Origin of the sequence: Nostoc paludosum FACHB-159, from assembly GCF_014698835.1 — a bacterium.
Lineage (GTDB): Bacteria > Cyanobacteriota > Cyanobacteriia > Cyanobacteriales > Nostocaceae > Nostoc > Nostoc paludosum.
Window position 1 is genome coordinate 1 of record NZ_JACJTU010000003.1, and the last position, 13,537, is coordinate 13,537.

Consider the following 13,537-nt stretch of genomic DNA (forward strand, 5'->3'; position numbering starts at 1 on the left):
TTACTGGTAAATATTTTTAATCGGCGGTGAATTCAACAATGTGTCAATTAATTTATCCTAAATCTGGCTAATCCAGGTGTTTTTTTCTCCCTCGTGAGAAATCCGGGTTAGGTGCAAATTTTTCAGCAGCTAAACGGATTCGTCCTGCATCAAATTCTGAAATATTGCTGCTATAGCTTTTGACTGCAATGTTAAGTTTGTCGCAAATTGCTACTAACTCTCTGTTATCCAAACTCAATTCTTTTGATAGTTCATAGATTCTGACTTGGGCGTTGTTCATCTACTGCTTGCCTTTGCCAACAAAGTTTCCCAAGTCTAGTATTCCCAAATGCTGGCAAGGAACAACATTTTCAACTTCTGTTACTTTGCCTATTTTGTGTATATTGTCCACCAACAAGTTTATATTACCGACTTTTGTAAAAAGTCGGTAATATGATACTTTTACATTTAAAGCGAAAAATACTAGCTTTTGTGATGGGTAATTTGCCAAGTATATCACCTAAATTGAGTGTAAAAATTCTTGAGATTATCATCAATAAGTTTACCTGATGAGACAATAAACATCAACGAAACCTTCATATAAACTCACAATATTTTAACTTCAAAATAGTATTTACAATTTTACATGATTAATGGCTAAATAAATTATGAGAATCAACAATTACTAGTAGTTATTGAGCGCGATAAAAAGCAAGATTTACCCGTTATGGTTTGTTCGCAAATCCCACATTTCCTTTACTATCTTTGTGAAAGATAAGTAGGTAGGCACGAAAAAACCGAACTATGTGAAGATAAGTAAATACGGAGAATAAATCTGCCGAGGTAACTAATATATATGGGCTCTCGTTTAAGAGTGTTCCTGAGTCGTGAGCAAGACAGAACTTTGTTCAACCTGAGAACAGCAGATGTACCACAGAAAGTCAAAGACCGAGCAGAAGTAATTAGGTTAAATGCACACGGTTGGTATGTGGAAAAAATAGCGGCTCATGTAAATTGGACTTCACAGACAGTCAGAGAAGTTTTGCATAAATGGGAAAAACATGGTCTACAAGGGCTATGGGAACAACCAGGCAGAGGAGGGAAAGCAACATGGCAGGAAGAGGACATAGTATTTTTGGAAGAATGCCTGAAAAAAGAACCACGAACATACAACAGTCATCAGTTGGCGCAAAAGTTAGAAACTGAACGCGCGATTAAACTGAGTCCCGACAGAATTAGACGGGTACTCAAAAAAAGGGGATCGATTGGAAGCGAGCCAGAAAAAGCCACAAAAGAAAACAAGACCCCACCGTTCGAGAGTACAAACAAGCTGACCTAGAAATGCTCGAATTATTTGCGGCGACGGGAGAAATAGACCTCAAGTATTTAGATGAATCAGGGTTTTGCTTGTGGAGTGAACCCGGTTACACCTATTACTTTCGCGGTGAACAAAAACGTTTGGAACAAACTCTTCGTCGTGGTCGCCGACTCAGCATCATCGGATTTCTTCAACCTTTGATCAGTTTTGTTTATGGTTTAGTCATTGGGGGCGTTAACCGGAAGTCTTATATCCAGATGATGGAGGAAGAAGCTGCTGATGCTCAGAAAACCGGACGTATTCGCGTAATTGTCCAAGATAACGGGCCAATACACCGATGTCATGAGGTACAAGAACTCTGGCCTAAATGGGAGAGCATGGGTTTGTACATCTTCTTTTTACCCAAATATTGTTCCCAAATGAATCCCATTGAATTGGAATGGCAGCATCTTAAAAAAGATGAACTAAGAGGTCAAACATTTGATGATGAATTAGACCTTGCTTATGCCGTAATTAATGGTGTTGAAGCTAGAGGAAAAAAAGGAGATTACAGTACTCAACGTGTTAAATTTAACTCTAATTCCACTGCTTAATGTTTCGTTACATACTTGGAAATTTTCCCACCCACCTACTTAGTCGAAATTTATGGAGATTATAATTTTGAATTTTCCTTTAGGGGTTTGACGGCTGTTGCAAATTAAGCTCTTGGAATGGTTCAGAAGATTCTTCCAATTTCAAGCTACCAGCAGATTTACCATTGATTTGTAGAGTGTATTGACCCTGTGGCAAGCTTTCTAAATAATACACTCCGGCACCGTTGGTCACGGAAAAACGCCGAGTCTCTCGATCTGTTTGTATAGCTTCTACCCGTGCGCCTGCGATCGCTTGACCTTGAGCATCCGTAACTACCCCCGATCGCGTGTAAGAACGAATTAGCGGAATCATCACAGGGGTGTAACTCCCAGCAATCACATCAACGGCTAAACCCTCAACCGCAGCCTGCCAATCAGGGGGTAAACCTGCTGGATCGAGGTCGAGGCGATAAATTCCAGGAGACATGCGTACTAAAGTGCGATCGCCTTGGATTTGTGGTGAAAATGACTTCAGAGATTTATTGTTCAAAGTCAACAATAGATCGACATTATCTCTATAAACTTCTTCGCCTCCATCCTGTTTGCCGTTATTGTTCCGGTCAAAAAATGGCTTAATCGACAGTCCACCCTGTGTACGGAAGTAATTAGAACGGCGATCGCCTGGACTAATACCCCCTTGTAGATTCAGGCTAGAAGCTAAATCGATGCTGAAAGTTGCTTCGTCGGAACTCGGCGATACACCTTGATAACGCAGCCGTAATAGCAAACCTGGTAAAACTGTTGTTGACAATGTGGCTAGTAGTCCACTACGTTCACAACCAATGCCATAACCCAACTGTGCTTCCCACTGATAGCTACCATCAATGGCCTGTTGTTGCGAACGATAGCGCCAACCCACACTTAGCAAGCTATCGCTACGATTTTGATTGAGTGTTTCATAATTTAACAGCAGCGAGTTGCCACTAGTTGAAAAGCGGTTTTTAGAGAAGTTGTAACTCAGTTCCGACAAACTGCCAATTTCGTTACCGCGTTGCGCTAATTCGAGTCTACCGAGACGTTGCAGCAAATTCCACCGCAGGCGGTTTTTAGTATCTAAGCCGACACGCGCAAAGGTAAAGGCATCTTTGCCACTCAAATTAATTTGCATTCCGCCAGATGTCGCATCAGCGGTGTCAGTACTGGCGAATAAGGTGAATTGAGGCAAAACTCGCCAATCTACATTAAAACGGCTAGACAAGCGATCGCTGGTAAATGCAGCACTCACACTGGAAGATGGATTATAGCGAATATCTGTATTCACATTCCACTTATTGCCCGTCAGTGCTGAAACTGCTACCTGCAAAGGGAACTTTCCAGGACGCCAAAATAATTCTCCTAAGGCTCTAGCCGATTCGTCATAAACTCCACCTAAGCCTACTGTCAAATTTTCCGATAAACCCCAACGCCCAGCAATTCCTCCCCGAAACTCAGAAAAGTTTCCCAATAAACTTTGATTTGCCAAAAAATCCCGTCGTAAACCACCAGAAAAGATTAATCCGGAAGCACCTGCTGGTAATTGTCCCAGTACTGAAGAAAAAGTAGCCTCTTGAATTTGTGGTTGGGCGGTGAGTCGCCCTTGGGGATACAGCAAGATGCGATAATTATTGCCGAAAAATTGATTTTGGCTTTTAATATTTTCAAAGCGGTAAATCCCAGAAGAATCAACTAAAATTTCGGCAATTACGCGATCGCCAAAACCTTGTACTAACCGCACTAATGTACCTGGTTCAGCTTTACCAGAAATTGTGCGTCCAATAGCATCTGCTTGTAAACGCTGGCGGGGATCGGAAAAACCACCACTAAAGGGTTGAGGTGGTACAAACCCCTGTCGTTGAATGTATGTAAAGCCCCAATAGTCTCCTGTTCCTTGAGTTTGCCAAAAAGTTGGCTGAGAACCCACAAAATAATCAGCTGAATTAGTTTGTCGTAAAAACTGGGCTTCGGCAATATTCCAAGTTCGCTGATTTTGTAAATTTGGTTGATCGGTACGGATGAACCACGAACCACCGAAAGCACTACCAACAGCCATCAGATCGCCTCTATAACTTGTCGATCTGGTAGTACTACCGCTAGCATTTACCTTTTGCTCAACTGCGGCAACACTAAAACTTTGAGGCGCAATGCGTGGTAGTCCTTCTAGTTGAATCGGAGTTTCTGTTTCTGCTAGTTTGCCACTAATTCGATCTAGCCCTGGAACATCTAAAACAATGGCATATTCATTGATGTCAAATTTCGCCGCTACACCAAATAGAGTTTGTAAATCTTGAATTGTTAAGACTAATCCTAATTCTGGATCGGTGCGAAGTTTTGTTGGGTCGATGCGAGTCACAACAGTAGGCGATCGCACTTCTAATTGACCATCAGTTAAGGTGGTAACATTTAATTTCAACCCTTGAATGACAGCATCATAGGGTAATAGCCAATTTGCAAAATCAATTGCTTGGGAACCATCTTCTTGACCACGTACTAAAACGCTAGGATTGACATTGCGGTTGCCTACATTCAATCCTACGGGAAAAACTTTAAATTCGGATTCCTTAGCTAATTCGGTATTTGTAGGCGTTTGTAGATTTGAAATCGCAGGTGTATCTGCCTTAGCTGGGGCGATGGTGATTTGACAGATAAGAGCGATCGCAGCTAGCAGGCATTTACCTCTATTTACTAACCGAAGTTGCACAAATTTTTCACTTCTCAGTAAATTTATGTATAAAAATAGAGACATTTTACAACGTCTCTACAAATATATAATTCCCACGCAGCAAGTAAAATTATCGATATTAAGCTGACGAGAGCATTTAACGCAGCAGTTTTTTTTCGTGTTACCTGTTGCCTTCTATACAAGCTATTTTTTTTCTAATGCAGCGGTTTGTGTAGGAATCGTAACATTTACATTGAAGGGCAACTTATTTTTGTTATTGTCTTCACCCCAGACCAACTCACCACTTAGCTGATATTGACCAGGTTTGAGGGCTGGTTGGTCTTTATTGGGGTAATTTAATAAGAAATTGCGATCGCTATTTGCCACTACAGCATTAGCAGATATCTGCCCAGTTTTGATAACAGTTTGCCCTTGGCGTAAAGTCCAATTTAAACTAGGGAGAACAGTTGCTTGACCGCTATTCCGAACTAAGATTTGAATTTGTTTTTGTTCTTGATTAAAGCTGGCACTATCAATTGCTAGTTGGGGAGAAAGATTGCCTATTCTGACATAGAATGTTACACCAATTCTTGCCACCAAAGTAACGTTATTACCAGCACCATCTTGTGATTGATTGAGAGTTTCATTAAATATTACCGCCCGATATTCTCCGTCAGGTAAATTAGGAGCCAAGCGACTGATGAGGCGCACCCGCCGAACTTCTCCTGGTTGGACAGTCAACTCACGCGGTGAAAATTGCAGATAGCTCGTCAGGTCATTAGGGCTAGAGGGTAAGGTTTGAAACCCTGTATCACGGTTATATGTGAAAGGTTGAGCATAGATCCGAATACGAGAAGGGGTCTTACTAGTATTGGAAATTGTTATCATTCCTTGGGCTTGTCCGCGTTCTGCTTTGGCTTCAATTACCAGTGGAGAAACGCTCATTTGTGCTTTAGCAGCAACAGGAAACAAAATTAGGGCAAATAAGCCGGCACTAACAGCAGCTAAAGAGCGCCAATTATTATTGAGCATATTTATAACTATGGCAGGATTGCAAATTTAATTCCTGATTTATAGTTCCCAAAAGCAGACTTATTTATCTATAGGTCATCAGAAAAATATCTTGCCACTTGAAGATTTACTCTCTAGCAGCAAGATATTCAGCAACTATTTTTCTCAATCAATTTGAAGGTAAACTGCAAAAATTCTAGACTATGGCACGATAGTCAATGTTGTTACATAGCTGTAGTTTCCAGGAACTAGGGTACTGCCTTTATCTACTATCATGTCTATATCCAAAGGCAAGCCACTACCAGAGGGCAGTAACACAGAATTACTACTCTGAGAATCTGTACTGCCAAAAGGTGAGTTGATTATCCCAACAGAGTAAGAGGGTGTAAAGCTAGGACCTCCAGTCTGCTGTGGCTTAGATATACTCACTCTGGCACCTTGGTTACAGCTAACAAAAACCTTACCAAATGCTCCTCCAGGAAATCCTCCCGCTAGTGCAGTTGGGTTAGTCACCTGGTTGAGTCCCAATTTACCAGGGGTAATTTGATCGAAGTTGCAGACACCACTGACATTTCCTGTAAACGGAACATCAGCAGTTTGTGCCAATGTTTTGGGTGCAAGAGCAGCAGAACCAACAATTATCAAAGCAGCAGTTAATAAAGAACGACGAATCATTTTTTAATCCTTTTAAAATAAATAAGGGTTGGAGAAAACAGTTATGGTGCGATGGTTAACGTAACTACGTAGGTATAAGTTCCTGGTGTAAAAGCTACTGGCCGCTTTACTAACAAACCGACCTCTAGATTGGTGTTGCCTGGCGGCAAAATTCCACTCCCACCACCAACATCACTGCGAAGGCTGGTTGAACCAAATTTTAAAAACCCAATGTGCGTTGTCTGGGATGGATCGACACTAGGCCCAGATACTAACCTTGGGGCAGAAACAGAGATGGTGGCAGATGTGCTGCTTTGCACACTCATAGTCGCAGGAGTTTGCGATTCAAACTTTGTCGGAATTCCACCAGAATCACTAGAAATAGTTGGTTCAGCAGTACCAGGGGCAGGAGAACTAAAGGTAGCTTCAACTGGAACTGTTCCACTGAAAGGAACATCTGCACTTTGAGCTAGTACAGCTCGATTTAGAGCGAATGCACTTGCCAGCAACAGGCTAGAGGTTAACGCCAGACGGTAAAGCATAAAAAAGTTAACTGATTGCTCAGCTTTTTCCTGTATCAGTGCCTTGTTTTTAGATTAGCAATCAAATACTACAATCTAGATAGAGAAAATACGCAATTCTTATTCCTAAGATCGAATTGCGTTAGAATACTTAGTCCAAGTTATGATTTATGAAATTCTAGATTTTGCATCCGTGGATTTGTAGGATGCCTGCGGTGTTTGCTAGCTTACGCACACTACTTTATACAGGCGACCAAGATGCCCACCCCACAAGATTGAATAATTTATTTCTTGGAAATCCTTTAAGAGAAATCACCAGCTATTTCTGAAGCGCCTGCTGAAAAGTCTTGATGGCATCAACATGATTCACCATATCAATGCAGCGTAACAACAAATCCAGATCGATCCCTTTGACCTCTTCACTACTAGAAAGTTTTTCATAGTGAAGTTTGTTGCCCTCTTGACGCAAGTGATAAACTTCTAATACGCCATCCTCCCAGAACCACACTTCAGGAATCTTAAACCGCTTGTATGCTTCCAGTTTGTTGATACCGCCACTGGTAAACACCACCTCTACCGCCAAATTAGGACGCACTCGACCAGGAGCAAGTTTATAAGATTCATCCGCCTCTCGTTTGACAGCACCCGCTTCACTTTCCAAGGTCATTGAGCCAGTTGGAGTAAAGTCGAACCCTGGCATGAGCAGGTAAAGCTCTAACAATGCGGCAATTCTCTTCTTAACAGTTTCGTGCGGTTCTCCAGGCATTCTTCGGATCTCCAAAACACCATCTAAAAAAGACAGCCGATATCCTGGGCGGTCTAATAATTGCTCAACTGCTTTGAATTCTCTCCAAGTCAGTCCCTCAAATAAAAGGGGTGATTCTTTTATGGGTGTAGTAATGGCTGCTGTAGTCATAAAAGTCTCCAGTCTGTTTCCAAATGAGCAATTATCAGCTTTGGAGTTCAGTTGGTTAATTCTAACTTCTTTCTAAGATATTAAAAATTACTTTTTATTTCTTCAGCGTTTAATTCACAACAAAAGCTATTTTTTCGCTTAGATAATTCGAGAAACATCAACGAAACCTTCACGAAGGCTGACAATATTTGAAACTTCAGAATACATATTTCCAACTTTACCTGCTTGATGGGTAAATAAATCATGACAACCGACAATTATCAACAGTTCTTGAGCGCGGGAAAAGGCAACATTCACCCGTTCTGGTTTCTTAGCAAATCCCACATCTCCTTTATTATTGTTACGAACCATACTCACAATTACAACAGGTCTTTCCATCCCTTGAAATCTGTCTACTGTCCCAGTACGAATTTCTAGGGAAGGGAAAAGTTCAGATTGCAGGCGTTCATCGATTTTTCTTAATTGAGCGCCATAAAATGTAATTACAGCAATTTCTTTTTTTGGTTCGCCATTGGCAACTTGAGAAGCCCAAGTCTTCTCGAACTGCTGGCACAAACGTTCAATGGCATCGATTTCGGGAGTATTAAAGTAAGAAGTTCCGTGACGTTCTTCTAAATATTTCTTTTCTATAGGAGTTTTTACCCAGAGAATATGGTGAGATTCTTGAATGATTTCACCTGCTAAATGATGTGCGCGTTTTCTATCGGGTTCCAAAATACCAGATTCTAGTTTACCGTCGTAAAACTGATTGATTGCACCCATAATATAGGGATGCATTCGATATTGTGTAGTCAGCATTTGCTTGATGCTTTCATCAGCAGATTCAAACTGACTTTTAAATAGTGATTCTTCTAAAAATTGTAGTTCGTCTCGTGTATTGCCAATTGCTTGGGCAACTTCTTCTAAAGTGCTAGTATCAAGCATGGGTGGTAATTGTCGATGGTCGCCTACCATGACTAACTTTTTACCTTTCAATGCTGGAATTAGTAATTCTGGTGGAGTACACTTACTAACTTCGTCAATGATGACGACATCAAAGGATTTAAATTCTTCAGAAAAACCTCTATTTGCAGCTTGAACGCAGGTGATACCGACGACGTTGGCATTATCTAAATATATACGCCTTAAATCGTCGCTATCCCCTTCCGTTGGCTGTCTTAATTTTTTTATCCAGTCTTGCACAAAATTCTGATATTTGTTGAGATAAGCCTCTTCTTTTTGGAGTTGTTGTTGCCAAGATTCAAACTGGAAATTTAAACTCTGTAAAAAGTCTATATTAAAGAAATCACCATTAGAATTTTCTGGTTTAAATTTATCGGGTATGGTTTGCCATTCTGTCAACCACCAGTTTCTTTGAGCAATTAAACTTTCTGATGGCTGTGGTTGTAATTGTTGTTCTAATTCCCGGAGACTAATTTGCAATTTTTGAAGTTGCTGTAGAGAATTTTCAGTTTCTTGTTTTAGTTTTGCTAAATGCTCGTGTAGAGAAGTCTTAATTACTTCCAACACGGCAAAAGGTTCTATTAATGAAATTAAAGTTTCAAGCTGACTGATACAATTTACCCAACAATGCACTTGGTTTGCAAATTCTTGGGGTTGTTCCCAAATCTTTGATTGTGTTGTGAGATATTGCTCGGCTAAAGTGCGTAGTTGGTTGGGTATGTTTGGCTGTTGGCTCAGTTCTTGCAAGATATTAAGAACTTGTGCAAGTTGGCAATTCGCATCTTGCTGCGTTTTTTCTAGCTGATATTGAGTAGTAGAAATTTGCTGTTGGCTGATTTCATTTTTTTGAAGTTCATTTAATTGTTGATGTAGATGATGAAGCTGCTGTTCGGTTTCAGTTTTGACTTTTAAAACGCATTGACGTGCATTTGCTAGGATAGTTTCTAACAATTCTTGTGTAATTCGGGTGAGAGTCGAGTCAATATTATTCCATTCCCAGGATGCACCATAGGTTTTTTGCATTCTGATTAAGAAAAACTGGGTATTTTCAACTAATAATTTTCGCTGTTTGGGGTTGAGTAATTGATAATTATTAAACTGTTGATAAGTCTCTTGCCATTGAGTGCGATCGCTTTGTGATAACACCATTGGAATCTGGCTAAAATTTTGTTGTAAAAAATAACTAAAATTATGCTGTTTGCCTCGCCTGTCAGCAAAATTGCCATCTATTTCATAAGCGATCGCTTTTGTCAATAAGTCCCAATCTGGCAGGTTAATTTTGTAGTTTTTTGGTACTATCGGTAATTTTAATGTATTAGCAAACATCAATAAGCCTAGTGGCAAGTCTACTAAATTATCTGTTAGTGGTAAACCTGATTGTTGGCAATCTTTTAAAGTTTGATAGAGATGAGAATGTGCTGTAGACTTCCATTCTTTAACTGCTGAGATAATATAATCAATTTCTCTCTGACGGTTTTGCCATATCTGAATTGTTTGCTGTAGGTTTTGCTGCTTGGTAATAAATTTCTGATAATCTGCTTGTAACTGATTTAACGATTCAAAATTCTGTTTCACAGTTTGCGCTAACGCTGCAACTGCTGACATATTTTCACTGGCACTTTGAGCAGAATTCAAAGCAGTTTTAAATTGTAAAATTTCTGTTGCGATAGTTTCACGTAACCAAATCGCTAAACCAAAAGCGCCAAACGCTGGCCGCACAAAGCCAAGTTCATCACTACATTTAATAGATTTACGAACATTGGCTAAAAATTCTTCTACTAAACTATTACCTTCTGCATAGGGTTTAAGCAGTGGCAAAAAATTTGTGATTTCTGGAGATTCCCAATTGACATTGGTAACAGTATTTAGTATATTATCTAAACCAGAAATTAAGGATTCAACCTCATTTTGTGCTGCTAAAGAATCGTTATAAGATTTTTCTTGATTTTTAAAGTTTGACTCAATTTTTAACTTATTTTTCTGAAATTTACTTAATTCTTTATCGAATTTTTCTTCCGCTTGCAAGTAGGCTGTAAATCTTTCTGATGATGAGAGCAATTTCCGAAACAGTTCAATATTTTCGAGTCGTTGATTTAGATTATTTTCGCAGTCATTTGCAGTATTTTCTAGCCATCTACCAATTACTTGGTCTTCTAAAAATGGCTGTCCTTCCTCTCCAACTTTTTCGGCTTTTCCTTTGCGTACAGCCCGAATAACTGGGTTGTGAACTAATCGACTCAAGGCGTTATCTACTGCTAAATTCGCTTGAGAAGCAATTAAAGTGCGTCCGCCACGAAGGGCAACTTGATAGCAAATTTCAGCGATTACGGTAGTTTTACCAGTACCCGGTGGCCCTTGAATTAAAACAAGATCCTTGGCTGCAAGTACTTTTTCTACTGCTGCTTTTTGACCGGGATTTGCAGCAGATAATAACAAATCTTGTGGTTGAATTTCAATAGTTGTTTTGATTTTTCTAGCCTGAGAAGCATCGAATAAAAAGTTACCCAAATATGGATTTTGAGTATAGCCATTATTCAAATCTTCTAAAGCTTTTTTCTTGCGTTGAATCTGCTGAATATCACCAACTGCTTCAAAACACAAAAATCCTGTAGCTGGCAATTTATAACGTTCTGTTGTCATATATTCAGCTAAGTCTCTTTCTAATCTTACGCTGATGATGCAACGATTAGGATCGATTTCTTCAATAGTCCCTAATTGACGACCACTCATCCAATTTTTGCCAATGGGAGCAGTTTCAAAAAGTTTTAAATCTTCGTTTTTTGCTTGCTTTGCACGTTCCCAAAAGTTTTCTAATTCCAAAGAATTTTGATAAAAGCCATCAAGGGTTGCTGAGGTGACATCAATTTCAAAATTAATTCGCCTTTTGTGATTATAGTTATGACTTATATAACGTACACAAAATTGACGTGCTTTAGCAATTTTTTCTTCAATTTGTAAAAACGCTTTCCAAGCTTTTAGCTGATCTTCTGTAGGTACATTATCGCCACAAACTGGTGCGGCTGCTATGCGCGTTAATGTTGTTGGTGGGATGTCGAGATGATGCTGGTGATTAGGTAACAAACGTAAAGGAAAAGCTACAGAATAGCTATCAGCATTTCCCCGCGATAGTTGTAATAAGTGAGCCGAAAGTATCTTTAAACCGTCGCGTCCATCTTTTTGGACAGCTACTGTAAATCCTAATGTTTTTCTTAGCTTCTCAAGTCTTGGTGGTAATTGAAAATTCTCAGAATCTGTTGCTATTGTTAAATCCCAAATTTCTTCTTTTGGGTCTTTTCCTGCACCTTTGCGACGCACATAAAACAGACAAGGCTTTTTACCAACGCATTCAAACATTAATTCATTAGCATGTTCGCGTCGTTCTCGAAACTCAGGATATGCTTGTAGGGCGCTTTCTCCTTCGAGGTTGCGGATAAGTCTATCAATTGTTGAACCTACGAATGTATAACCCCAATCTTCAGAAGATGTTTTAGTTTTTGCGGATTTTGCTGTTAGTTTATTTACAGCTAAACGAATGCGTTCTGCCTCTGATTCTGAGATGGAACTTGTATGACTTTTGACTGCAATATTGAGTTTTTCACAAATTACTAATAGCTTTTTACTATCTAAATTCAATTCTTTTGATAGTTCATAAATTCTTAGTTTAACTTTGTTCATTCAAGATTGCCTTTACTGATGATTATATAGATAATTCATATAAAAACTGCATTTATTAAATACTAAAGAATAATATTTTTATTCACGCAGAGACGCAGAGGCACAGAGAGAGATATGAGATTATACTCTTTAATTGGCATTACTAAAATTAAATATAAAAATCAACTCTTACCAACTCTTACTCTCTGCGACTCTGCGCCTTTGCGTGACATATTCATACCTTCATCTGGGTTTAAAATAATATATCAGGATTTTTATTAGAAGCCTAAAGTTTGTACTGTTGATAAACTTGACTCGCGGCGCGATGCAACAAAGAGTGTCGCCAAACGAGGGATTTCATATCATCAGCATAACCGCCACCAATGACGCAAGCGACAGGATAACCAGTACTCATACAAGTACTTAAAACCTGCATTTCTCGACGGAAAATGCCAGTATCAGTTAAGGCTAATTTTCCCAAGCGATCGCCTACATGAGGATCTACACCTGCATCATAAAATATTATATCTGGCTTGACTTGAGATAATAAATCTGGTAAGTAACTTGCCAATGTTTGCAAATAAGTATCATCTTCCATTCCCACTGGTAAAGGAACATCTAAATCGCTGGTTTGTTTAGTACCTGGGAAATTGACTTCGCAGTGCATGGAGAAAGTAAAAACACTTTCATCGTCTTGGAAGATAAAAGCGGTGCCGTCTCCTTGATGAACGTCCAAATCTACAATGAGGATTTTTTGCGCGAGTCCGAGTTTTTGTAAAACGCGACAGGCGATCGCTAAATCGTTGAAAATACAAAAACCAGATCCATAACTGGGAAAAGCATGATGAGTTCCACCAGCAGTATTACAAGCTAAACCCTGACTCAGTGCTAGCTTAGCAGTCAGTATTGTACCACCAACCGCTACACAGGTACGATTTGCCAGCGCTGGACTCCAAGGTAAGCCAATGCGACGCTGTGCTTTGGGTTCTAGAGTTCCTTCACAATAAGCTTGAACGTAGTTTGGGGTGTGAACCAACTCTATCAATTCTGCGGGCGGGCGTTCAGGCGTATGAAATTGTTCTTGATTTGCTACACCGTCGGCTAATAGCAATTCGTAGAGTTGCCGAAATTTGGACATCGGAAAGCGATGCCCTTCAGGTAATGGCGCAACGTAATCTGGGTGGTAAATAATTGGCAAGTCCATGTTATTAATTTTGAACCATAGTCTGGTGCCAAATACATCTAGAGATTATGTGGTAATCAATCATCAGA

The 13,537-nt window shown here is 39.7% G+C and carries 8 protein-coding genes and 1 pseudogene; 1 reads left to right on the plus strand and 8 read right to left on the minus strand.

All coding sequences use genetic code 11. The annotated features are described in order from the left end of the window. Positions 1–112: 112 nt before the first annotated feature. Positions 113–280 (minus strand): annotated as a pseudogene (locus H6H03_RS03865) (translation initiation factor IF-2 N-terminal domain-containing protein); the annotation flags it as partial. 555 nt (positions 281–835) lie between these two features. Between H6H03_RS03865 and H6H03_RS03870 the strand changes: the two are divergent. After that, positions 836–1,890 (plus strand): IS630 family transposase gene (locus H6H03_RS03870; protein WP_242057721.1). Its coding sequence is split into 2 segments (ribosomal slippage): positions 836–1,228 and positions 1,231–1,890, totalling 1,053 coding nucleotides; the frame shifts between segments, so codons are not numbered across the junction. 79 nt (positions 1,891–1,969) lie between these two features. Here H6H03_RS03870 and H6H03_RS03875 read toward each other — a convergent pair. The 7 genes from H6H03_RS03875 to H6H03_RS03905 form a co-directional block, all read right to left on the minus strand. Beyond that, complete coding sequence (locus H6H03_RS03875; RefSeq protein ID WP_190953837.1) at positions 1,970–4,651, minus strand: carboxypeptidase-like regulatory domain-containing protein; 2,682 nt, start codon at positions 4,649–4,651, stop codon at positions 1,970–1,972. Between the two features lie 120 nt (positions 4,652–4,771). Beyond that, the gene (locus tag H6H03_RS03880; RefSeq protein WP_190953838.1) at positions 4,772–5,599 is read right to left on the minus strand and encodes a P pilus assembly protein, chaperone PapD; all 828 of its coding nucleotides are present in this window, start codon (positions 5,597–5,599) and stop codon (positions 4,772–4,774) included. Between the two features lie 180 nt (positions 5,600–5,779). Next, positions 5,780–6,253 (minus strand): hypothetical protein, encoded by a 474-nt coding sequence (locus tag H6H03_RS03885; RefSeq protein ID WP_190953839.1) that lies wholly within the window; start codon positions 6,251–6,253, stop codon positions 5,780–5,782. Positions 6,254–6,294: 41 nt separating this feature from the next. Beyond that, positions 6,295–6,774, minus strand: coding sequence for a hypothetical protein (locus H6H03_RS03890; RefSeq protein ID WP_190953840.1), 480 nt, complete (start codon positions 6,772–6,774; stop codon positions 6,295–6,297). Positions 6,775–7,072: 298 nt separating this feature from the next. Beyond that, on the minus strand, positions 7,073–7,669 hold the full coding sequence (locus H6H03_RS03895) for a Uma2 family endonuclease (RefSeq protein WP_190953841.1): 597 nt from the start codon (positions 7,667–7,669) through the stop codon (positions 7,073–7,075). 138 nt (positions 7,670–7,807) lie between these two features. Next, on the minus strand, positions 7,808–12,286 hold the full coding sequence (locus tag H6H03_RS03900) for a translation initiation factor IF-2 N-terminal domain-containing protein (protein ID WP_190953842.1): 4,479 nt from the start codon (positions 12,284–12,286) through the stop codon (positions 7,808–7,810). A 265-nt stretch (positions 12,287–12,551) separates the two neighbouring features. Further along, positions 12,552–13,469, minus strand: coding sequence for a histone deacetylase family protein (locus H6H03_RS03905; RefSeq protein ID WP_190953843.1), 918 nt, complete (start codon positions 13,467–13,469; stop codon positions 12,552–12,554). Between the last annotated feature and the right edge of the window lie 68 nt (positions 13,470–13,537).

Coding starts and splice junctions, on each gene's coding strand:
- H6H03_RS03875 (WP_190953837.1), bottom strand. CDS start 4,651: ATGTCTCTATTTTTATACATAAATTTACTGAGAAGTGAAAAATTTGTG.
- H6H03_RS03880 (WP_190953838.1), bottom strand. CDS start 5,599: ATGCTCAATAATAATTGGCGCTCTTTAGCTGCTGTTAGTGCCGGCTTA.
- H6H03_RS03885 (WP_190953839.1), bottom strand. CDS start 6,253: ATGATTCGTCGTTCTTTATTAACTGCTGCTTTGATAATTGTTGGTTCT.
- H6H03_RS03890 (WP_190953840.1), bottom strand. CDS start 6,774: ATGCTTTACCGTCTGGCGTTAACCTCTAGCCTGTTGCTGGCAAGTGCA.
- H6H03_RS03895 (WP_190953841.1), bottom strand. CDS start 7,669: ATGACTACAGCAGCCATTACTACACCCATAAAAGAATCACCCCTTTTA.
- H6H03_RS03900 (WP_190953842.1), bottom strand. CDS start 12,286: ATGAACAAAGTTAAACTAAGAATTTATGAACTATCAAAAGAATTGAAT.
- H6H03_RS03905 (WP_190953843.1), bottom strand. CDS start 13,469: ATGGACTTGCCAATTATTTACCACCCAGATTACGTTGCGCCATTACCT.